Annotated in this window: 14 protein-coding genes; 6 read left to right on the top strand and 8 right to left on the bottom strand. The window is 72.6% G+C overall.

The genetic code is table 11. The features are described from left to right. Positions 1–49 precede the first annotated feature (49 nt). Complete coding sequence (locus tag WME90_RS33475; RefSeq protein WP_437276104.1) at positions 50–1,126, bottom strand: aldo/keto reductase; 1,077 nt, start codon at positions 1,124–1,126, stop codon at positions 50–52. A gap of 176 nt (positions 1,127–1,302) precedes the next feature. Here WME90_RS33475 and WME90_RS33480 point away from each other — a divergent pair, with 176 nt between their 5' ends. Further along, positions 1,303–1,818 (top strand): MerR family transcriptional regulator, encoded by a 516-nt coding sequence (locus tag WME90_RS33480; RefSeq protein ID WP_437276105.1) that lies wholly within the window; start codon positions 1,303–1,305, stop codon positions 1,816–1,818. Here WME90_RS33480 and WME90_RS33485 read toward each other — a convergent pair. Continuing rightward, a complete protein-coding gene (locus WME90_RS33485; protein ID WP_437276106.1) occupies positions 1,807–3,447 on the bottom strand; it encodes an FAD-dependent oxidoreductase in 1,641 nt (546 codons plus the stop codon). The genes WME90_RS33480 and WME90_RS33485 overlap by 12 nt on opposite strands. On the opposite strand from WME90_RS33485, the gene WME90_RS33490 reads away from it, so the two are divergent. Continuing rightward, the gene (locus tag WME90_RS33490) at positions 3,356–3,874 is read left to right on the top strand and encodes a MarR family winged helix-turn-helix transcriptional regulator (protein ID WP_437276107.1); all 519 of its coding nucleotides are present in this window, start codon (positions 3,356–3,358) and stop codon (positions 3,872–3,874) included. The genes WME90_RS33485 and WME90_RS33490 overlap by 92 nt on opposite strands. A gap of 78 nt (positions 3,875–3,952) precedes the next feature. Here the strand turns inward: WME90_RS33490 and WME90_RS33495 are convergent, their stop codons facing one another. Next, positions 3,953–4,504, bottom strand: a complete 552-nt coding sequence (locus WME90_RS33495) for a hypothetical protein (protein WP_437276108.1) — start codon at positions 4,502–4,504, stop codon at positions 3,953–3,955. Between the two features lie 13 nt (positions 4,505–4,517). Further along, positions 4,518–4,757 (bottom strand): hypothetical protein, encoded by a 240-nt coding sequence (locus WME90_RS33500; protein WP_437276109.1) that lies wholly within the window; start codon positions 4,755–4,757, stop codon positions 4,518–4,520. 332 nt (positions 4,758–5,089) lie between these two features. On the opposite strand from WME90_RS33500, the gene WME90_RS33505 reads away from it, so the two are divergent. Next, on the top strand, positions 5,090–8,947 hold the full coding sequence (locus WME90_RS33505) for a serine/threonine-protein kinase (protein ID WP_437276110.1): 3,858 nt from the start codon (positions 5,090–5,092) through the stop codon (positions 8,945–8,947). Positions 8,948–9,149: 202 nt separating this feature from the next. Continuing rightward, the gene (locus WME90_RS33510; protein ID WP_437276111.1) at positions 9,150–10,481 is read left to right on the top strand and encodes a formylglycine-generating enzyme family protein; all 1,332 of its coding nucleotides are present in this window, start codon (positions 9,150–9,152) and stop codon (positions 10,479–10,481) included. A 134-nt stretch (positions 10,482–10,615) separates the two neighbouring features. On the opposite strand, the gene WME90_RS33515 is transcribed toward WME90_RS33510, so the two are convergent. Then, positions 10,616–11,863 carry a hypothetical protein gene (locus tag WME90_RS33515; protein WP_437276112.1) on the bottom strand — a complete coding sequence of 416 codons (1,248 nt, stop codon included), beginning with the start codon at positions 11,861–11,863 and terminating at the stop codon, positions 10,616–10,618. A gap of 420 nt (positions 11,864–12,283) precedes the next feature. On the opposite strand from WME90_RS33515, the gene WME90_RS33520 reads away from it, so the two are divergent. After that, positions 12,284–13,507 (top strand): hydroxymethylglutaryl-CoA synthase family protein, encoded by a 1,224-nt coding sequence (locus WME90_RS33520; protein ID WP_437276113.1) that lies wholly within the window; start codon positions 12,284–12,286, stop codon positions 13,505–13,507. Between the two features lie 21 nt (positions 13,508–13,528). On the opposite strand, the gene WME90_RS33525 is transcribed toward WME90_RS33520, so the two are convergent. Beyond that, complete coding sequence (locus WME90_RS33525) at positions 13,529–13,948, bottom strand: hypothetical protein (RefSeq protein WP_437276114.1); 420 nt, start codon at positions 13,946–13,948, stop codon at positions 13,529–13,531. Between the two features lie 534 nt (positions 13,949–14,482). Here WME90_RS33525 and WME90_RS33530 point away from each other — a divergent pair. After that, complete coding sequence (locus tag WME90_RS33530; protein WP_437276115.1) at positions 14,483–18,097, top strand: DNRLRE domain-containing protein; 3,615 nt, start codon at positions 14,483–14,485, stop codon at positions 18,095–18,097. A 67-nt stretch (positions 18,098–18,164) separates the two neighbouring features. On the opposite strand, the gene preA is transcribed toward WME90_RS33530, so the two are convergent. Next, positions 18,165–19,553 (bottom strand): NAD-dependent dihydropyrimidine dehydrogenase subunit PreA, encoded by a 1,389-nt coding sequence (gene preA / locus WME90_RS33535; protein ID WP_437276116.1) that lies wholly within the window; start codon positions 19,551–19,553, stop codon positions 18,165–18,167. Between the two features lie 3 nt (positions 19,554–19,556). Then, a complete protein-coding gene (locus tag WME90_RS33540; RefSeq protein WP_437276117.1) occupies positions 19,557–20,948 on the bottom strand; it encodes an FAD-dependent oxidoreductase in 1,392 nt (463 codons plus the stop codon). Between the last annotated feature and the right edge of the window lie 13 nt (positions 20,949–20,961).

Consider the following 20,961-nt stretch of genomic DNA (forward strand, 5'->3'; position numbering starts at 1 on the left):
GTCGTGAAGGCCGCGCCTGACCAGGCGGAGGCCTCGGGGATGAGGCCCGCTACTTGTTCGTCTGGTGCTGGCGGGCGCGATCCCCGATCGTTTGCCCGCCGGCGACGCCGCGCGCCTCGCGGTTCTGCCACTCCAGCATCCAGCCGGGGTATTCGGGCGACAGCGCGCTCGCCTCGTCGAGCTGCTTGACGTTCTCGGGAGAGAGCGTGACCTCCGCGGCGGCGAGGTTGTCGGCGAGCTGCTCCCGCGTCTTTGCGCCGATGATGACGCTGGTGACGAAGGGGCGAGTCAACTGCCACGCGAGCGCGACGCGCGCGACCGAGAGGCCCGTGGCGCCCGCGACCTCGCGCAGCGCGCCGAGCACGCGCGGCAGGCGGGCGCGGTCGACGGGCGGGAAGTCGAAGCTCGCGCGCCGCGCGCCGTCAGGGCCGCCCGGCTTCTCCGGATCGAACTTGCCCGACAGCATGCCGCCCGCGAGCGGGCTCCAGGGGAGGATCGCGATGCCCTCCGACTGCGCCAAGGGCACGATCTCGCGCTCGATGTCGCGCCCCGCGAGCGAGTAGTAGACCTGGGCGCTCTCGAACCGCGCGAGGCCGTTCGCCTGCGCGAAGCCGATCGCCTTCATGGCCAGCCACGCGGGCAGGTTGCTGAAGCCGACGTAACGGGCCTTGCCCGAGCGCACCACGTCGTCGAGGGCGCGCACCGTCTCCTCGATGGGCGTCACGGGATCGACGCCGTGGATCTGGTAGAGATCGACGTGATCGAGCCCGAGCCGCCGGAGGCTCCCGTCGATGCTCGCGAGGATGTGCGCCCGCGAGAGGCCGATTTGGTTCACGCCCGGGCCCACGCGCCCGCGCACCTTGGTGGCCACGACGACCTGCTCGCGCGGGCGGCCCAGCGCCTTGAGCGCCGCGCCGACGAGCTGCTCCGACTCGCCTTCGGAGTAAACATCCGCCGTGTCGATGAAGTTGACGCCGCTGTCGAGCGACGTGCCCACGAGCGCCTCGACCTCGCTGGTGCCGAGCGCGCCGATCACCTGCCAGAAGCCCTTCCCGCCGAACGTCATGGCGCCGAGGCAGAGCTCGGACACGTAGAGGCCTGTCTTCCCTAGGAGCCTGTATCGCATCGTGCCTTCTCCCTTGTGTGTGCCGGAGGGGTAAGTCTTCGAGCGCGCTCGAAGTCAAGGGGCGCCTGGCGTCGAAAAACGAGGCCTGGTGCGCCCTTGACTTCGAGCGCACTCGAGCTTTTACCGTGACGGGTGCCGAAACGCCGCCGGCCCTCCCCGCGCGGCAAGGAGGACCAGTGCAGCCCCGCCGAGCAGCCGATCGCCCTCCGCTCCCCGCCATCGACGTCCGCCCCCCGCCCGCGGAACCTGCCGAGGTGCCCTCGGGAGCGATTGGCAGGTTGACCATCGCCGAGGTCGCTGCCGCCACCAGCACGAGCACGCACACGCTGCGCTACTACGAGCGGATCGGCCTCATCCAGCCGATCGCGCGGGCCCGCAGCGGCCACCGCCGCTACGGCCCCGACGACGTGCGCTGGGTCGTCTTCCTCCGCAGGCTGCACGAGACGGGCATGCCGATCCAGCGGATGCTCGCTTACGCGACGCTCGCGCGCCGGGGCGACGCGACCATCTCGGAGCGTCGCGCCCTGCTCGAAGCGCACCGCGACGAGGTGGCCAGGAAGCTCGCCGAGCAGCAGGCGCACCTCGCCGGCATCGAGAAAAAGGTGCGAATGTACGAGGAGCTGGAGCGTCAGCTCGCCGAGCGCCGTTCGACGCCTGGCTCGTGCCATGTTGATGCGGTGTCATCCCCGTGAGGGGAGGCCGACGCTGGCGAGGTAGGCTTCCAGAGCCGGTGCATGATCGGACGACACGATGGCGCCGATATATCCGTCCGGCCGCACGAGCACCCAGTCGCCGAGCGACACGCCATAAGCAGCGCGCAGGTGGCCGCCGTCATCGAGAATGTCGCCGTGCGGCCCCACCGCGTGGATGTGAAGTCCGGGGCGCGGCTTGACGGCCGAGCGCCGGTCCAGCCCGTAACCCAGCAAGGTCCAATGCGGACCCTGGAAGAGCTTGAAGAGCCGTGTCGGCATCCCCGCCGCACCGCGGACGGGCGCGTCCGGCGCTCGGCCGCCCGCGAGGACGCCGCCGCTGCGCTTCGGCTTTTCCATGGCCAGCGACGACTCCGGGTATCCCAGATCGAGCTGGTGCACCTCGCGACCGCGGCGCATGACGCCTTGCTTGGCCGCCTCCAGGAGCTTCGTCGTCAGGCCGAGCGTCTCCGCGGCGATCGGCCGGCGCTCCTCCTCGTAGGTCGCGAGCAGCGTCTCCGGCGCGCCTGCCAGGACGGCGGCGAGCTTCCAGCCGAGGTTGTAGGCATCCTGCACGCTCGTATTGAGGCCCTGCCCACCCGTCGGCGGGTGGATGTGCGCGGCGTCGCCGGCGAGAAAGACGCGCCCGTCCCGGTAACGGTCGGCGATGCGCGCGTTCATGGTGTAGGCGGAGGCCCAGGAGACCGAACGGATCACGATGTCGCCTCGGCCCGTGCGCCCCTGGACCATCGCTGTAAGGCCTTCCGCGGAGAGATCGACATCGCCCTCCAGAGGAACCGGGGCCTGCAGCTGGAACATGTCGGTGCCGGCGAGCGGGCACAGCGATATCTGCTTTTCCATCGACCCGTTGTTGAAGCGATGCCAGGCGGCCCTGCTGAGCCCATCCAGGACGACGTCGGCGACGACCGCGCGCACACCCATGGTCTTGCCGGGAAAGTCGATCGCGAGCGCGTGCCGTACGACGCTGCGGCCGCCGTCCGCTCCGACGAGGTAGCGGGCGCGGACTGTCTCCTCGCCCGTCGGACCGGCGATGCGGGCGTCGACGCCCTCGCCATCCTGCTCGAAGCGCTTCAGCTCGCGGCCGAACTCCGGGCGCTTCCCGAGCTCCGCCAGACGCTCACGCATCGCGGCTTCGGTCAGGAATTGAGGCACGAGGAGCGGCAGATGATAGGGCTCGCCGGGCGTCGGGTCCTGAGGCGCCATGAGCTGCGACTCCTCGTAGCTCCCGTCGTCGCGATAGTCCCGCGGGGGTGGGTACAGGCCGCCGGTCGCGACGACGCGGTCGAGGATGCCCAGATCCTCGAACACCTCCTGGCTGCGCGGCTGGATCCCTTTGCCGCGCGAGCCGCGAAATGGCCCGTCCAGCCGGTCGATGAGCCGGAACGCAACGCCCCGACGGGCGAGCTCAATGGCGAGGGTCAACCCGGAAGCACCTGCGCCAACGATCAGTACATCCGTCGAAAAATTAGATTCCACGGCGAGCTCCGTTTTTTTGGACCGCGTTTCAGATATGTGTACTATGCATATAGTTGCGCCCTCCGAAGCGTCAAGAGAATTTGTGCAAAATACACGGAATACAAAAAAGAAGCTCCGCGAGCTCCACGGAGCCATGGTCGATCTGGTCGCGCTCATGAATCAGCCGCAGCGCGATCAGGCGCTGCTCGCGGAGGCAGGCATCTCCCTGGATCAAGCCCTCTTCCGGCTGCTGATCGGGATCGAGCGCTTCGGGCCGATCGGCGTGGTCGAGCTCTCGGACCGGGCCGGGCGCGATTACACGACCGTCAGCCGCCAGGTCGCGAAGCTCGAGAGCCTGGGGCTGATCGAACGTCGACCGAGCCCGGCCGATCGTCGCGTCCATGAGGCGGTGATCACCGACAAGGGGCGGCAGGTGACGGACGCCTTGGACGCCGCGCGTCAGAGGCTTGCGGCCCCTATCCTCGCCAAGTGGAGTGAGGAAGACTTCAGCGATCTGGTGCGCCTGATGCGCCGGTTCGTGGACGACTTGATGACGTCGTCAAGCGGAACGGACAAGACCTGAGGGGGTCGCAGACCTCCTGCGGCGCCGTCGTGGTGCCGGCAGGCCGTGGAGCGAGAGCGGCCCCCTGTGAGGCATCGACTAGCTCCCGGAGCACCCGCTCGTGCACAGGACGAACGCCTCGCACTCCTCGCTTTGCATGCAGTCGTCCCCGCTGGAGGCGTAGCAGGCGGCGTCCGCAGAGAGCGCCGCCACGCACTCCACGCACTCGGCGTTGTCCCGCAGCGCCGCGGCGTCGATGCCCCCCTCCTCCACACAGGCATCTGTCGCCTCATCCGCCGTATCGCACTTGGCGGCGCACGGAGCTCCGGCCTCACAGCCACAGAACCCGATCGTCGACGCGAGGAGCTCGCCAGCCCCAGCCCGGTGCGCATCGATGCAGCACGCCGTGCACGCGTCTCCGGTCGTGCCGGCGCACTCGCTGCCTCCGCCAGCGCCCCCCTCGCCCCCCACACCTGCCGCGCCCCCCTCCCCCGCGGTCGATGAGACCGCAATCGAGACGGTCGCGCCGGTCGCGCCGCCCTGGCCGTCTGCACCGCCCGGGTCGCCCGCGTCGCGAGCGCCGTCATCGCCGGAACACGCCGCAAGCGCGCACATCGTGGTCAGAATCGCCGCGAAGCCGAACGTCTTCATACTGCACCCCCTCTCAAGAAAACAGCGCACGTCCGGCTCGGACGAGCAGACGCCAGGCGCCGCCGGTCTCAGAGAGCCGCGCCTGCGCGCAGCGCCATGCGATGATGCTCAGGCTCTGCCCTGTACCGGATGTCCCTCGGATATACTCTCTGCCGCACGCACGGCCATGTCGATCGCCGCACCAGCGGCGCTCCATGTGCATCGCTTCGCTCTGGCCGATTGCGCCCATGACACGCGACGACGGGTCCGTCATCGACGCTTCCTTCAGCGAGCGCGGCCAGCGCCCCTGAGCGCGCCAATCGACGAGGGGCGAGTCGCTCTCACGCCCCCGCCCTTCTTCACGTTCGAAGCGTCCATTGGCGGCCCCACCCGGAGCGCCGCGAAGGCGCCTGTCGCGCCGCCCCGCCCGTCCTGTCGCGCTCACCCGCGCTCGCGCTCGCGCGGCCGCCCATCCCGATCGGGATTTTCCTTAAGACGTACGCCCGCTTGGCCGCGACGCGCGCCCCAATGAGCACTGGACGCAGCGCTCACCTCGCTGGCAGGCTGCCCGCCGGCGAGGCTCCTCGTCAGGGTCCTCGGTGAGCGATGCAGGCAGGAGACATCATCGACGGCCGGTTCTGCATCGAGCACCTCGCGGCCTCAGGCGGGATGGGGTCGGTCTACCGGGCCCGCGATCAGGAGACCGGCGAGGCGGTCGCGATCAAGCTCCTGACCACCGAGAGCGCGCAGCACCTCGTCCGCTTCGGGCGTGAGGCCCACGCGCTCGCAGCGGCCCGCGTGCCCGGCGTCGTGCGGTACGTCACGCACGGCACCACCGCGTGGGGACAGCCGTACCTCGCGATGCAGTGGCTCGACGGCGAGACGCTCTCCGACCGGCTCATCCGCCAGGGCCTCACCCTCGAGGAGACCCTCGAGCTCGGCCTCCACGTCGCGAGGACGCTCGGCGCCATCCACAGGCTCGGGCTCGTCCACCGCGACCTGAAGCCGAGCAACCTGCTGCTCGAAGGCGGCTCGCTCGATCGCGTGCACCTCATCGACTTCGGCCTCGCCCGCGCCGTCACCGACGAGCCGCTCACGGCCGCGGGCCTCGTCCTGGGCACGCCCGGGTACATGGCCCCCGAGCAGGCGCGCGGCGAGCTCAGCGTCGACACCCGCGCCGACGTGTTCGCCCTCGGCTGCATCCTCTACCGCTGCCTCACCGGCCGCGCCGCCTTCCAGGGCAACGCCGGCCTCGCCGTGCTGATGAAGGTCCTCCTCGAGGAGCCGCCCCGCGCGCGCGACCTCCGGCCCGGCACCCCCGCCGCGCTCGACGATCTCGTGGCCCGCATGCTGGCGAAATCCCCGCTGGATCGGCCGGCCGACGGCGGCGCCGTGGCGGCCGAGCTCGCCGCGATCGGCGCGCCCGAGAGCAGCGTCGGCAGGCCCCGCTCCTTCGCGCCGCGCGCGGTGGAGCTCACGACCGGCGAGCGACGCGTGACGTGCCTCGTCGTCACCCGCGAGCGTGTGGGCAACGAGAGCGCCGCGGCGGAGCCGCGCCGGGCAGAGCTCTGGCAGCTGCACGACGTGGCCGAGCAGTACCGCGGCGAGCTCGAGCTCCTCGAGGGCCGCTCGCCGCTCATCGTGCTGTCCGGCGCGGGCACGCCGACCGACCTCGCGGCGCGGGCCGCCCGGTGCGCGCTCGCGCTGCAGGAGCTGCTCGGCGGCGCGCCCGTCGCGCTCGCCACCGGCCGGGCGGACCTCTCGGCGCGCGTGCCCGTCGGCGAGCTGATCGACCGCGCCTTCCAGATGCTCGCGGCCGACGACGATCACCCCCCCATCGCGGGCGTCCGCATCGACGAGGTGACCGCGGGCCTCATCGGCGCGCGGTTCGACGTCACCGAGGACGCCGCGGGGCGCGTCCTGCACGGGGCGCGCGACGAGCGGACCGCGCAGCTGCTCGGCAGGCCGACCACCTACGTGGGCCGCGAGCGCGAGCTCGCCATGCTCGTGGCCGAGGTCGATCGCTGCATCGACGAGGGCGCGGCGGGCGCGGTGCTCGTGACGGCCGAGGCGGGGATGGGCAAGTCGCGCCTGCGAAAGGAGCTCATCCGCAAGCTCCGAGAGCGGGGAGACAGGATCGAGGTCTGGATCGGCCAGGGCGACCCCGTGGGCGCGGGCGCGGCGTTCGGCCTGCTCGCGAGCGCGCTCCGGGACGCGCTCGGCGTCGCCGACGGCGAGCCCCTGGAGACGCGGCAGCGCAAGATCCGGAGCCGCGTGGAGCAGCACGGGGACCTCGACGCGCCCCGCGTCGCGGCCTTCCTCGGCGAGCTCGTCGGCGCCCCCTTCCCCGACGAGCACGACGTGCAGCTCCGGCTCGCGCGGCGCGACGCCGTGCTGATGGGCGACCAGCTCCGCCACGCCTGGGAGGACTTCCTCGGGGCGGCGTGCAGCGCGGGGCCCGTGCTCCTCGTGCTCGAGGACCTCCAGTGGGGCGACCTCCCGACCGTCACGATGGTCGACGAGGCGCTGCGCCAGCTCAAGGACCTGCCGCTGCTCGTGCTGGCCCTGGGGCGGCCGGACGTCCGCCGCCTCTTCCCGAAGCTCTGGGAGGGCCGGCTGGCCCACGAGCTCCACCTGACGCCGCTCCCGCGCCGCGCGAGCGAGCGGCTCGTGCGCGAGGCGCTCGGCGCGCGCGCGGGGCACGACCTCGTGGCGAAGCTCGTCGAGCGCGCGGACGGCAACGCGTTCTTCCTCGAGGAGCAGATCCGCGCGGCCGCCGAGGGCAAGAGCGAGGGCCAGCCCGAGACGGTGGTGGCCATGGTGCAGGCGCGGCTGGACACGCTCGACGCCGAGGCGCGGCGGCTCCTCAGGGCGGCGAGCATCTTCGGCGAGACGTTCAGGTCGAGCGCGGTCTCGGCGCTCCTCGGGAGCGCCGACATCGCGCCGCTGCTCTCGGAGCTCCTGCGGCGCGAGGTGATCGTGCGGCGGGGCGAGGGGCGGCCGCGGGACGACGCGGAGCACTGCTTCCGCCACGCGCTCGTGCGCGAGGCCGCCTACGGCATGCTGACCGCGCGCGACCTCCGCATCGGCCACGCGCTCGCGGGCAGCTTCCTCGAGGCGGCCGGCGAGGGCGATCCCAGGGTCCTCGCCGAGCACTTCGAGCGCGGCGAGGAGCCCGAGAAGGCCGCCGAGTGGTACCTGCGCGCGGCCGACAACGCCCTGCGCGGCAACGACCTCGCGGAGGCGATCGCCTGCGCCGAGCGCGGCATCGCCTGCAGGCCGGATCCGGCCGCGGTCGGCGCGCTCCGCCTTGTCGAGGCCGAGGCGCTGCTCTGGCGCGGGGAGGCGGCCCTGGCGCAGCAGCGCGGGCTCGAGGCGACGCGGCACCTCGTGCCGGGCTCCGTGGCGTGGTTCTCGGCGTTCACGCAGCTCGCGGGGGCGGGGCACAAGCAGGGCCACTACGAGCGGGTCGAGCGCTGGATGATGGTCGTGCTCGGCACGGAGCCGCTCGAGGGCGCGCGCATCGCGAGGAACGCCTGCCTGCTCGAGGGGGCGATCGTGCTCCTGCTCGGCGGCCGCTACGCGTGCGTCGACGCGCTGATCGACGCGGTCGAGCGCGCGACGGAGGACGCGTCGGCCGCCGATCTCATGATCGAGGCGAAGCTCCTCTACCTGCACGGGCTCCTCCGGCAGCACAACGGCGATCCGAGCGCCTGCATCGCGAGCATGAGCGCCGCGCTCGCCGCGTTCGAGGACATCGGCGATCGCCGCGAGGCGTGCCGGGCGCGGCTCAACATGGGCCTCTGCTACGTGCAGTTCGGGTACTTCGAGGCGGCGGCGGGTGTCCTCCGCGCCGGGCTCGCGGAGGCGGAGCGGATGGCGCTCGACGACCGGGTCCCGAACGCGCTGCAGAACCTCGGCCTCGCGCTCGCCCACGCGGGCGAGGTCGACGCCGCGAGGGCGGCCCTGCGGAGCTCGATCGAGGCGCTGGAGCGCCGCGGCGACCGGCGGCGCGAGTGCGAGAGCCGGCTCCAGCTCGCGCGCGTGCTGCTCCTCGCGGGCGAGCCCGCGCTCGCCGAGGCGGAGGCGCAGGCGGCCGAGGCGCTCGCGCGGGGGGTGCCGGAGCGCCTCCCCGCGGCCATCGCGGCGCGGGCGCGCGCGCTGCTCGACCTCGGGCGCGCCGGCGAGGCGCTGGCCGCCACGACGGAGGCCCTGTCCCTGCTCGAGTCGGACCGCCGCGACGAGGACGGCCCGCTGGTGCGCCTGGTCCACGCCGAGGCGCTGGCCGCAACAGGCCAGATGGCCGAGGCCAAGGGCGCCATCGCCCTCGCCCGCAACGGGCTGCTCGTGCGTGCCGGGAGGATCGGCGATGCTGTCTGGCGCGAGCGCTTCTTGCGCGATGTCCCCGACAACGCGCGGATCCTGACGCTCGCGCAAGGCTGGCTCGACGGACACGCGCCCTGAAGCGCCCCTCGTCGTGCGGAGAGGCGCCGGTTCTTCGCGGAGGAGAGCGCCGATTCCACGGCTCCTTTGGCAGGGCGGCGGCGCCGGTGGGCAGGGCGGCACCGGCGGACAGGGTGCCGGCACCGGCGGGCAAGGCGGCACCGGCGGACAGGGCGCCGGTACCGGCGGGCAAGGCGGCACCGGCGGACAGGGCGGTGAGGCTGTGCCGAGCTGTTCCAACGGCGTGAAGGACGGCGACGAGACGGACGTCGACTGCGGCGGCACCTGCGCCACGCTCTGCCTGGTGGATCAGGCGTGCGCGGAGCCCGCGGATTGCTTCTCGGGGCGGTGCGAGGAGGGCGGGGGGGCCGGCGCCGGGCGCACGTGCACCGCGGCGCGATGCGATAACGGCGTGAAGGACGGCGACGAGACGGACATCGACTGCGGCGGCGCCGCCGCGCCGCACGGCGGCAACCCGGCGTGCCCGCCGTGCGCGACCAGCAAGCGCTGCGCGGCGGGCTCGGATTGCGGGTCGTTGCGCTGCGTGAACGGCCAGTGCCTGGAGCCGACCTGCAGCGACGGCGTGAAGAACGGCCAGGAGACCGACATCGATTGCGGCGGGCTCTGCCCCAGCTGCGCCCCTAGCAAGGCGTGCTCCAAATCGACCGACTGCCGTGAGCTCGTCTGCCGCGAGCTCGTCTGTCAGGACGCGAGCTGCAGCGACAGCGTGAAGAACGGCCGAGAGACCGATATCGACTGCGGCGGGATCACTTGCAGTACACGGTGCCCCGCGGGGCAGCGCTGCGCCGCCAACACCGACTGCGCGACGTCGATCTGCAACACCACGACCCACACCTGCGCGTGCCCCGAGTCGATGGTGATCTCGCCCGTGGCCGGCGGCGGGAGCTACTGCATCGACCAGTATGAGGTGACGAAGCAGGAGTACGACCGCTTCCTCACGGCGAACCCGGTGCTCGCCGGCATGCCGGCCGAGTGCACAGGGAACGTCTATCGCCCCTCGAGCGGGTGGCCCTACACGGAGGGGCGAGAGCCCGTCAATTACATCGATTGGTGCGATGCCTTCACGTACTGCGCTTATGTCGGCAAGCACCTCTGCGGCAGGATCGGGGGCGGAGAGAACTCCGTCGCCGAGTTCGACAACCCCGCGCGGAGCGAGTGGTACAACGCGTGCTCCGGACAGGGGCTGAACAACTATCCGTACGGTGACGACTACGAGTCGACCAGGTGCGTGGGCGTCGATTTGAACACCGGGCTCTCGAAGAAGCCCGGCCCGCCCAGTCCGTCTCCGCCCATCCCGACGTGCATTGGCGGCGTGACGGGCCTGTACAACATGAGCGGCAACGTGGCCGAGTGGGAAAACTCCTGCGACGCGACAGGGAAATGCCTTATCCGTGGCGGCTCGCAGCTCTCCGACAGGGATCACCTTCTTTGCGGTGTGAAGACGCCCACGATGAGTGAGGAAAAAGAGCTGCCGCCCTCCAAGGATCGGCTCACCGACGACGATCCGACCAACGGCTTCCGCTGCTGCCTCTGAGTGTTCGCGGGAGGCGGCGCCGGTGAAGCGCGGCCGCCGCGCTCGCGACGGCCGCGCAGGGCGCTCGACGCGCCCCGCGCCGGCCCCATCGGGCGGCGGCCGCGCTCACCGGCGCCGCCGCCCGACCGGGGAGCTCACTGCGCCGCTTCGGGGTCGCAGCCGTAGAGGACGTCGACCGCCGCCGCGGCGTCGTCCTGGACCAGCTGGCACGCGTCGGGGCAGAGCGAGATCATGCCGTTCGCGATGTAGAAGGAGCCCGGGGCGCACGCTTGCACGCTCGCCACCTGCTTGAACGATTGCGGGTCGCTCCCGTCGCCCGGCGTGTACTGGACGACCACGGTCGAGAGGTCGATGACCTCTCCCGGCGGCGAGTCCGGCACCTCGAAATCGCACGCGACCACCGCGCCCGTGATGACGCCCTCCGCGATCGCCTGGAACACCATGTCATACGAGCTCGTCTCGCAGAGCGGGAACCTGAGGCCGCCCGTCCTCTTGCTGAGCGTCTGGTAGCCCGTGCCCGGCGCGACGGCGGTGCCGCACATCTCCTCGACCACGGCGGCGTCGGGCGCGTAGGCGTCCGTGGCGGGCTCGTTCTCGTGGAGCCCGACGATGCTGTGAAAGACGTAGTTGGGCGCGGTCGCGTCGCCGAAGACCGCCGGGTCCAGGCCGAACAGCATCTCCTCGAAGTCCGTGGCGACATCCTCCCAGGGCTGCCGCGTGTCGTCGATATAGATGTTGCGCTCGAGGTGCGTCGACTGGCAGCCCACATGATCGTCGGTGATCACGGTGATCACCTTGAGCGAGTCCTCGCGCACCCACTCCGACCACCCGGACGGCGCCACGCCGTGCTGGTCGGGCATGCCGCCGTTGTAGCTGCCGAGGAGCACGCAGAGCGCGTCGTTGCTCCTGATCTCGTGGCTGTAATGGTAGAAGATGGGCGGGTTGTTCCCCGGAACCTCCGGGACCGGGGAGCAGGTCGCGGTGCTGAGCGGGGCGCCGATGCAGATCGAGTCGTCGACCTCCGCAGCGCCGTGCGCGGAGATCATGATGACGCGGTAATCGATGCCGCTCTCGCCGATGATCGAGGCGAAGCTCTGATTGATGTTGTTCTGTACGCTGATGATCTCGTTTGCCATGCTCGACGAGTTGTCGATGACGAACACGATGTCGACCGGCCGCTTCGTGAGCGTGGCGTGGGCGACCGTGGCGACACACGCGGTATCGGGCGTGACGGGACCGCCGCCCCCCGTGTTGGAGCCGCTGGAGCCGGTGCCGATCGTCCCCCCGTCGTCGCCGCCCTCGCCGCCTTCGCCCGTGCCGCCCGCGGTGCCGTCGCCGCCCGCGCCGCCTCCGCCGACGTTCGCTCCGGCCGTCGCGTCCACGCCGCCTTCCGCCCCGGAGCTGCAGGAGCACCCTGAAGCGCCGGTCAACAGCAGGACACCCAACCCAAGAAGCGGAACCAACACGTTGGACCGGGAGAGCTTCACATGAACCTCGACCGCTATGGCGCACGAACGCGCCATTCCAGATTGCACAACTGCAACGAGATGTGGTGACGATTTTGACCCGAGCGCGATTTTTCCCGGAGGCTGTTCCATGACATGTGTCATGGAAGGGTCGCTGTCACTATACATGGTGCGCGCGGCGAGGCGCGGTGGGCAGAGGCGCGGGCGCTGACGTCGCGGGCGCTGAGGGCAGGCGCCGGATGGAGCGGGGCGCCGCGACGCGTCGGGCGCGTCGGTTCCTCCGACGTTCCCCGTGGGCTCGATGGTCTCTGCACAATGCGCCCCTAGGATGCAGGTATGAGCCTACGTCATGACTTTCCTCGCATCGGCATCGATGCGATCGCCCTCGCCGTCCCGCGCCGGTTCGTCGAGCTCGCCGAGCTCGCCGAGGCGCGGGGCGTCGCGCCATCCAAGTACCTGAGCGGCCTAGGGACCCGCCGGATGGCGATCGCCGCGCCCGACGAGGATCCGATCACCCTCGGGGCCAACGCGGCCCGCCGGCTGTTCCAGCGCTCGGGCGCGAGCCCTGACGACATCGGGCTCTGCGTCGTGGGCACCGAGACGGCCGTGGATCACGCGAAGCCGGCGGCCTCCTTCCTCCACGGCCTGCTCGGGCTGCCGAGCGCGTGCCGGGTCTTCGAGGCCAAACACGCCTGCTTCGGGGGCACCGCGGGCCTGCTCAACGCGGTGGACTGGATCGCCTCGGGCTCGGCCCGCGGCCGCGCCGCGCTCGTCGTGTGCTCCGACGTGGCGCGCTACGCGCTCGGCTCGGCGGGCGAGCCCACCCAGGGCGCCGGCGCCGTGGCGCTGCTCGTGCGCGAGCGCCCGCGCCTCGTCGAGATCGAGGTCGGCCAGACCGGCACGTACGCGCGCGACGTCTACGATTTCTGGCGGCCGCTCCACCACAAGGAGGCGCTCGTCGACGGCCACTACTCGGTGCAGTGCTACCTCGACGCCCTCGCCGGCGCCTACGGCGAGTGGCGCCGCGTGGCGGGCGACGGCGACCCCCTCGCGCGCACCTGTTATCACGTCCCCTACGGCAAGATGGCCCGCAAGGCCCACCGCCACCGGCTGGCGATGGACGGCCTGACCGAGCAGGCCGCCGACGAGAGCTTCGCCGTCGAGGTGGAGCCGTCGCTCGATCTGCCGTCGCGCGTCGGCAACATCTACACGGGCTCGCTCTACCTGGCGCTCGCGTCCCTGCTCAACGCGGAGGCCCGCGCGCTCGAGGGGCGGCGTATCGGGCTGTTCAGCTACGGATCGGGCTGCTGCGCCGAGTTCTTCGCGGGCAGGATCGGGCCGGAGGCCGGAGCGCTGGTCGCCGCTCTCGAGATCGACGCCCCGCTCGACGGGTGCCGTCGCGCCTCCGTCGCGGAGTACGAGGCGCTGCGCAGGGGCGACGAGGCCGCCGACCGCCGGCCGGCGCCCGAGGGCGCCGAGCGCGGGGGAGCGAGCCTCGACAGCCGGGTGGTGTACCTCGGGCTCGACTCGAGCGAGCGGCGCGTCTACGCCAACGAGTGAGCGCCGGAGCCGGCCGCCCGCTCAGCCGGACGAGAGGTCCGAGAGCTTCACGAAGAAGAGCTCCGCCCCGCCGGCCGCGGCGACGACGACCCGCAGCGTGGCCGAGGGGGCCGGTCGCTTCAGGCGCGCGGCGACCGCGCGCGTGACCGGCGAGAGCGGCGCGATGATCTCGGCCAGCGGCGAGCGCGCCATCATGCCGACAAGGATCGGCGTGCGCTCGCCGGCGGCCAGGGCCGAGCGGAGCGTGCGCTCGGGCTCGAGATCGGGGTCGCGCTGCTGCAGGCCGATCGCGATGAGGTAGCCCGTCGGCTCCCTCAAGGAGAGGAGATAACCCGTCAGCGACGAGGGGGCGCCGCTTTGGGCCGGCAGGCCTCGCAGCAGCCGCGCGAGCTCCAGACGGTGTTCGGCGAGCAGCTCGGCCCGCTCCTCGTGATCAGACATGCCCGCCTGCCCTTGCTTCGCGTGGGCGTTCGGCGTGAGACCGCGATTCCGCGGGGTTTTCGTCGCTGCGTCTTTCGGGACCATGTTCCTCCAGCGAGGGCACCTGCCCTCCCTGTTGTTTGTTCCGGTCACCACGCCGCGCGTGTCACGAAATCGGACGCGGCGGCGCGCCGCTCGTGAACGCCGGCCGCAGGGCAGCGGCACCGAGGCGAGCGCGAAGCGCCCCGGCGCGCGCGGCCGGCCGGCGGCCGTCGTCGCGTCCGATGGCCGGCCAGAGGCCGGGAGCGGACCGCGAGCGCGCCCTGGAACCGACCTCGATCGGCAGAGGGCGCGCCGCGCCGGCGGCGCTCCTCTTCCCTGGCGACGGCGCCGGACCCCTGTCCCTGGCGAGGGCGCGGACCTTGCGATGGAGCGCCGCGAGCTCGCTGCCCTCCGGCGTGGAGCGCTCCGGCGCCCGGAGCGCCCGCGCGAGGGAGCGTCAGCCAGATGGAGAGCCAGCTTATGGGACATCGCATGGGGAGGATCGGACAGGTGATGGCCGCAGCCGCCATGGTGGGGGGGTGCGCCTCCACAGAGCCGCCGCGAGAGCCCGCGCCGTCGGTGGACGGCGCGGCGGCGGCGCCCGCGGCGCCCGGCGCGGCGGCACCAGCGCGCCTTCGGGCGGCGTACATCGAGGCCGTGCAGGCGTCGGCGCCCGAGAGCTACAGGGTGCTCGAGGGCTCCCCGGGCGCGACGGGGGCCAGCCTGCGCGCGCCGAACCCGGCGCACCGGCTCGCGGCCGACTTCAGCGCCTCGGGCGTGCGGATCGCGCCGGAGGAGGGCGACGCGCGGTGGAGCTTCTCGATGGCCCCCGCGCGGTACGGGTGCGCGGGCGATCTGCGCGAGGTGCCGCGCGCGGCGCCGAGCGCCGCGAAGAACCGCGTCGAGCTACGCCGGCAGGGCGCGTCGCCGGGCGAGGAGCTCGTGGAGTGGTACGTGAACGGGCCGCTCGGGCTGGAGCAGGGCTTCACGGTGCCCGGGGCGCCGCCCTGCCTCGCCCCGGGGGACCAGGACCTCGTGATCGAGCTCGCCCTGGGCGGCGATCTCCGAGCGACGCCGCTCGCCGGCGGCGAGGGGGTCGCGCTGCGCGAGGCGTCCGGCGCCGTGGCGATGCGGTACACGGATCTCCACGCCAGCGACGCCACGGGGCGGGCGCTGCCCGCGTGGATGGAGCTCGGCGTCGACGCGCGCACGCTGTCGCTGCGCGTGGACACCGCCGGGGCCGCGTACCCGGTGACGGTGGATCCGCTCGCCGCCTCGGAGCGGACGGCGCTCATCGCGGTCGATGGCTCGACCCCGATCCACCTGAACGGCGACGCGATCGCCATGTCGGGTGACACCGCGATCGTCGGGGCGCCCGGGAGCGCGGCCTACGTGTTCGTGAAGAGCGGCGGCGCCTGGACGCAACAAGCCAGGCTCGTCCCGGGCGACGGGGCCGCGGGCGACGGCTTCGGCGCCTCGGTCGCGATCTCGGCGGACACGGCCGTGGTCGGGGCGCCCTGGGGGACCGGGGGCACAGGCGCCGCCTACGTGTTCGTGCGGAGCGGGGGCGTGTGGTCCGAGCAGGCCAAGCTCGTCGCGAGCGGCGGGGCGTCGAACCCCGTGATCGGGGCGGTCGCGGTCGACGGCGATCGGGCCGTCCTCTCCGCCGAGGCGTCGGTCTACGTGTTCGCGCGCAGCGGCGGCGCCTGGAGCGAGGAGGTCGAGCTCGTCGCCCCGGCCGACGGAAACACCTGGAACACGCCGCCCGTCGCGATCGAAGGCGGCACGGTGGTCGTCGGCTCACCCGGGGACAAGTGGTGGCTGGAGAACGACGGCGTCGGCGCCGCGTACGTGTTCGAGGCGAGCGACTGGAGCGGCGCGCACAGGCTCGCGGCGGACCCGCCGGAGCCGTACGATCGCTTCGGCAGCTCGGTCGCGATCTCGGGCGGGCGCATCGCCGTGGGCGCGCCGGGCGTCATGAGCCCGCCGATGCCGTGGTACGAGCTCGGGCGGGGCCTCGCCTACGTGTTCGACCGGGGGGCGACCGGCTGGAACCAGGACTCCAGGCTGATCGCGACCGACGGCAGGACCGGGGACGGCCTGGGCAGCGCGGTGGCGATCTCCGGCAGCATGGCGATCGCCGGCGCCATCCTGGCCGACCGCTTCGATCAGCCGGACGCGGGCGCGGCGTACGTGTTCTCCCCGGCGAGCGGCGAGTGGATCGAGATCGAGCGGGGCAAGCTCACCGGCGGCGGCCGGACCGGCGGCGCCTTCGGCAAGGCCGTCGCCGTCTCGGGGAGCTCGGTCATCGTGGGCTCTCCCGCGTACGCGTTCGAGCTCGCGCAGGACAGCGACGGCGACGGGGTGGTCGACGAGCACGACAACTGCCCTGCCGCCGCGAACCCATCGCAGGTGGACGGCGACGCCGACGGACACGGCGACGCGTGCGACCCGCGGTGCGTGACCTTCCGGCGCGGCTTCGGCGGCGACGTGGCCGACGCGACGCTCTGGCAGGTATCGCCCACCTGGAACGACGGCGCGAGCACCTCGCTCACGACGGGCACCGGCACGGGCGGCGTCCGGCGGAGCCTGCTCTGGTTCAACCTCGCCGGCATCCCGGCGAGCGCGGAGATCGCCTCGGCGACGCTGTCGCTGTACCAGACGTACAAGATCGAGAGCAGCGCCGTGCGCGTCCACCGGGCCACCGCCGCGTGGACGGAGTCGGGCGTCACGTGGGGCAACTTCGGCGGCGGCGGCCATTTCGATCCGGCGATCGAGGCCTCCTTCGTCACCGGCGGGCCCGGCGGCACCACCGGCTTCCGGAACGTCGATGTCACCGCGCTCGCGCAGGCCTGGGTGAGCGGCGCGCTCGCCAACAACGGCGTGCTGATCGAGGAGGCCGCGGTGACCCGGAGCACCCTGCGGAGCAGCGAGAGCGCGAGCACCACGGAGCGGCCGGCGCTCACCGTCTGCTACAACGACACCTGCGAGGACGGGATCCAGAACGGCGCCGAGTCCGGCGTGGACTGCGGCGGCCCGAGCTGCGCGCCGTGCGCCCCCGGCAGCGTCCTGTGGAGCCGGCGCTTCGTCAACGGCTGGCACGAGTCGATGCACGCGCGCGCCGTCGCGATCGACGGCGCGGACAACGTGATCTTCGGCGGCTACGCCTACGGCGCGATCGACTTCGTCGGGCAGGGCGGGCCGCTCCCCTCGGGGATGTTCGACACCCAGTTCCTCGCGAAGCTCGACGCCGCGGGCAACCACGTGTGGGACAGGCGCCCGGAGAACGGCACGTTCTTGAGCGTCGCCGCGTCGGGATCCGGCGAGCTGTTCGCGGGCTCGAGCGTCGGCGTCCAGCGGTTCACCGCGTCGGGCGATCTCCTCGCGGAGATCGTCGGCCTCTCCCAGGTCGAGGTCGCGCGCGCCGGCTCGGGCGCCGCGCTCGCCGGCGTCCTCTGGGACACGGTCGATCTCGGCACCGGCCCCCTCGGCGGCGGGCCTGGCAGCGATCTCCTGATCGCGAAGCTCGGCGCGTCGGGCGCGCCGATCTGGGTCAGGACCTTCGCGGCGGACCCGTACGACAGCGACCCCGCGAGCGTCGCCGTGGACGGCGCGGGCAACGTCATCGTCCTCGGCCGCTTCTCCGGCGCGCTCAACCTCGGCGGCGGTCCGCTGGGAAGCTCGCCGGCGGCTCACGGCATGTACCTGGCGAAGCTCGATGCCGCCGGCAATCACGTCTTCAGCCAGGTCGTCTCCGGCGCGCCGGGCCGGGGCGACGTCGCCGCGACCCCGTCCGGCGACCTGGTCGTCAACCTGGGCACGACCGTGACCAGGTTCACCGCCTCCGGCGCGCCCGTGTGGAGCGTCGACACGACGGGCCTCGGCCTGCTCTCCAGCTACTGGAACCTCCCTGCCGTCGCCGTCGACGGCGCCGGCAACGCGTTCATCAACCCGCGCGGCGCGGTCGCGAAGCTCTCGCCGTCGGGCGCCGTGTCGTGGTCGGTCGACCCGATCGGCAGCGCGGACCGCGGCGAGATCTTCGATCTGGCCGTGGACAGCGCGGGCAACGCCGTCGGCGTGGGCACGTACAACCACGGGGACGCCATCGTCGTGAAGCTCGCCCCGTAGCCGAGCTGCGCCCCGGCGCGCTCGCGGTCGTCGCGGGCTCCTGGCCTCCGGGCCAGGAGCCCGGGGCTCACGAGCTCCGCGCGCGGGCAGTCGTCTCCAGCCCGCCGGGCACGAAGTCCGTCCCCTTCTGGACACGGTCGTTCCACGTCTCGGGAGGCTTGCCTGAAGGCACCTCCTTCATCGTGATGCACCCCGGCACCGGGCAGACAAGCGCGCACAGATTGCAGCCGATGCACTCCTCCTCGTCCACGAACGGGACCCGCGACGGAGCCGCCTCCCCGCTCGGATCCGCCGTCACGGCGCGATCCGGGATGACCTTCGGGAGGTGGGTGTGGCCCGCCGCGCGCGCCTCCGCCTCCGTCCTCCCCGGCAGGTGGATGCACTGGTGCGCCCCATCCATGCAGGCGACGTAACAGAGCTGGCACCCGATGCACTTCTCGGCGCTGATGTCCGCGATCACGCGGTACGAGAGGTCGAGCTCGCCCCACTCCTGGACCTGCGGGATCGCCCTGCCGCGCAGCTCGTTCACCGAGCGCATCCCGTGATCGTCGAGCCAGTCGCTGAGCCCCTCGATCATCTCCTCGACGATGCGGTAGCCGTAGTGCATCACCGCCGTGCACACCTGGACGCTCGTCGCGCCGAGCGCGATGAACTCCGCGGCGTCGCGGGAGTTCGAGATGCCGCCGATGCCGGAGATCGGCAGCCGGCCGACGCCGGGGTGGCGCGCCAGCTGGCTCAGGAGGTGGAGCGCGATCGGCTTGACCGCGGGCCCGCAGTAGCCACCGTTCGTCGACGCGCCGCCGACGCGCGGGAGCGGGACCATCCGCTCCAGATCGACGCCCATCAGCGACTTCACCGTGTTGATCAGCGAGACGCCGTGCGCTCCCGAGCGGAGCACGGCCTCGCCCGGCTCCAGGATGTCGCCGACGTTGGGCGTGAGCTTCACGATGACCGGCGTCGTCGCGAACTCGACGGCCCAGCGCGCGATCTCTTGGAGGACCGCCGGCTCGTTGCCGACGGCCGAGCCCATGCCGCGCTCGCACATGCCGTGCGGGCAGCCGAAGTTGAGCTCGAGCCCGTCGGCGCCCGTGTCCTCGGCCTTGCGGATGATCTCGCGCCACTCGTCCTTCGTCTCGACCATCAGGGAGGCGATGAGCGCGTGGCCCGGGTAACGCCGCTTGATCTCGCGCATCTCCTTGAGGTTCACGTCGAGCGGGCGATCGGTGATGAGCTCGACGTTGTTGAGCCCCATGAGCCGCGTGTTGCCGTAGTCGATGCCGCCGAACCGGCTCGACACGTTGACGATGGGGTTCCCGAGCGTCTTCCAGACGGCGCCGCCCCAGCCGGCGTCGAAGGCGCGCCGGACCTGATCTCCGGTGTTCGTCGGCGGCGCCGAGGCGAGCCAGAACGGGTTCGGGCTCTTGATCCCGGCGAAGTCGATAGACAGGTCGGCCATCGCTCAGCTCCCTTGCCGTGAGGATCCGGGCGCCGCGCCGCCCGTCCGCGTCGTCATCGCTTCGTGCATCGCCCGCGCGGCGATCTTCGCCTCGGCGACCGCGTTGACGACCTCCTTGCCGCCGTTCACGCAGTCGCCGCCGCTGTAGACCTTCGGGTTGCCCGTGCGGTGCGTCGCCGGGTCGACCACCACGCGCCCCCGCGCGTCGAGGACCACGCCCTCGAACGCGAGCGCCACCTGCGTCGCCCGGCTCTGCCCGATCGCGATCGCGACGAGATCGGCGGGCACGAGCTCCTCCGCGCCCGGCGCGGGGCCTCGCCCCTCGGCGTCGGCGGGCGCGATCCGCAGCGCGACGACCTTGCCGCCCTCGCGCACCACCTCGACCGGCACCCGGTTCTCGATGAGCCGCGCGCCGGCGACCCGCGCGCCCTCGAGCTCGTGCGCGTAGCCCGACATCTCGGCCTCGGATCGGCGGTACACGACGGCCACGTCGACGCCGAGCAGCGCGAGCTCGTGGGCGACGTCGAGCGCCGTGTTCCCGCCGCCGATGACGACCGCGCGCCGCACAGCCGCGAGATCGAGGCCCGGATCGGCCTTGAGGCGCTCGATGAACGCGGTCGCTCCCACCACGCCCTCGCCGTCCTCCCCGCGGAGGCTGAGGCGCGCGTCGGCGCCCAGGCCGAGCCCCAGGAAGACCGCGTCGTAGTCCGCGAGCAGGTCGCGCGCGGAGATCTCCCCCGGCCCGGCCGCCTGCGCGACGACCGAGACGCCGGCGCGGAGCTCGACGTCCCCGAGCGACAGCACCCACTCGAGCTCGCGGAGCGCCTCGTGCCCCTTCATCTTGTAGGGCGCGATCCCGAGCGTGTTCAGGCCGCCGGGGATCGCCTTCCGCTCGAAGATCACCGCGCGGTGCCCCTCGAGGGCGAGGTAGCCCGCCGCGGCGACCGACGCCGGCCCCGCGCCCACGAGCGCGACGCTCCTGCCGGTGGGCGGCTTCGCCCGGAAGATCCGCGGATCGCGCGCGAGGGCCGACTCGACCGCGTAGCGCTGGAGACGGCCGATCGCGATCGGCTCGCGCCCCCAAGCGTTGTAGACGCAGTCGCCCGCGCAGAGCACCTCGACGGGGCAGGCCTGCCCGCACGACTGCCCGAGCAGGTTGGCCGTGAGGATGGTGCGGGCGGCGCCCTTCACCTGACCGGCCGCGATCTTCCGGATGAAGGTCGGGATGTCGATCGCCGTCGGGCACGCTTTGACGCAGGGCGCGTCGACGCAGTAGAGGCACCGGTTCGCCTCGGCGATCGCCTCGGCGTCGTTGTAGCGCGGGCTCTTGTCCTCGAATCGCTCTTCGATCCGGCCGGACGGGAGGGCTGAGAGGCGTATCGGGGCTCGGGTCATGCTGGCGCTCGCG

The organism is Sorangium sp. So ce375 (assembly GCF_051473855.1).
Lineage (GTDB): Bacteria > Myxococcota_A > Polyangia > Polyangiales > Polyangiaceae > Sorangium.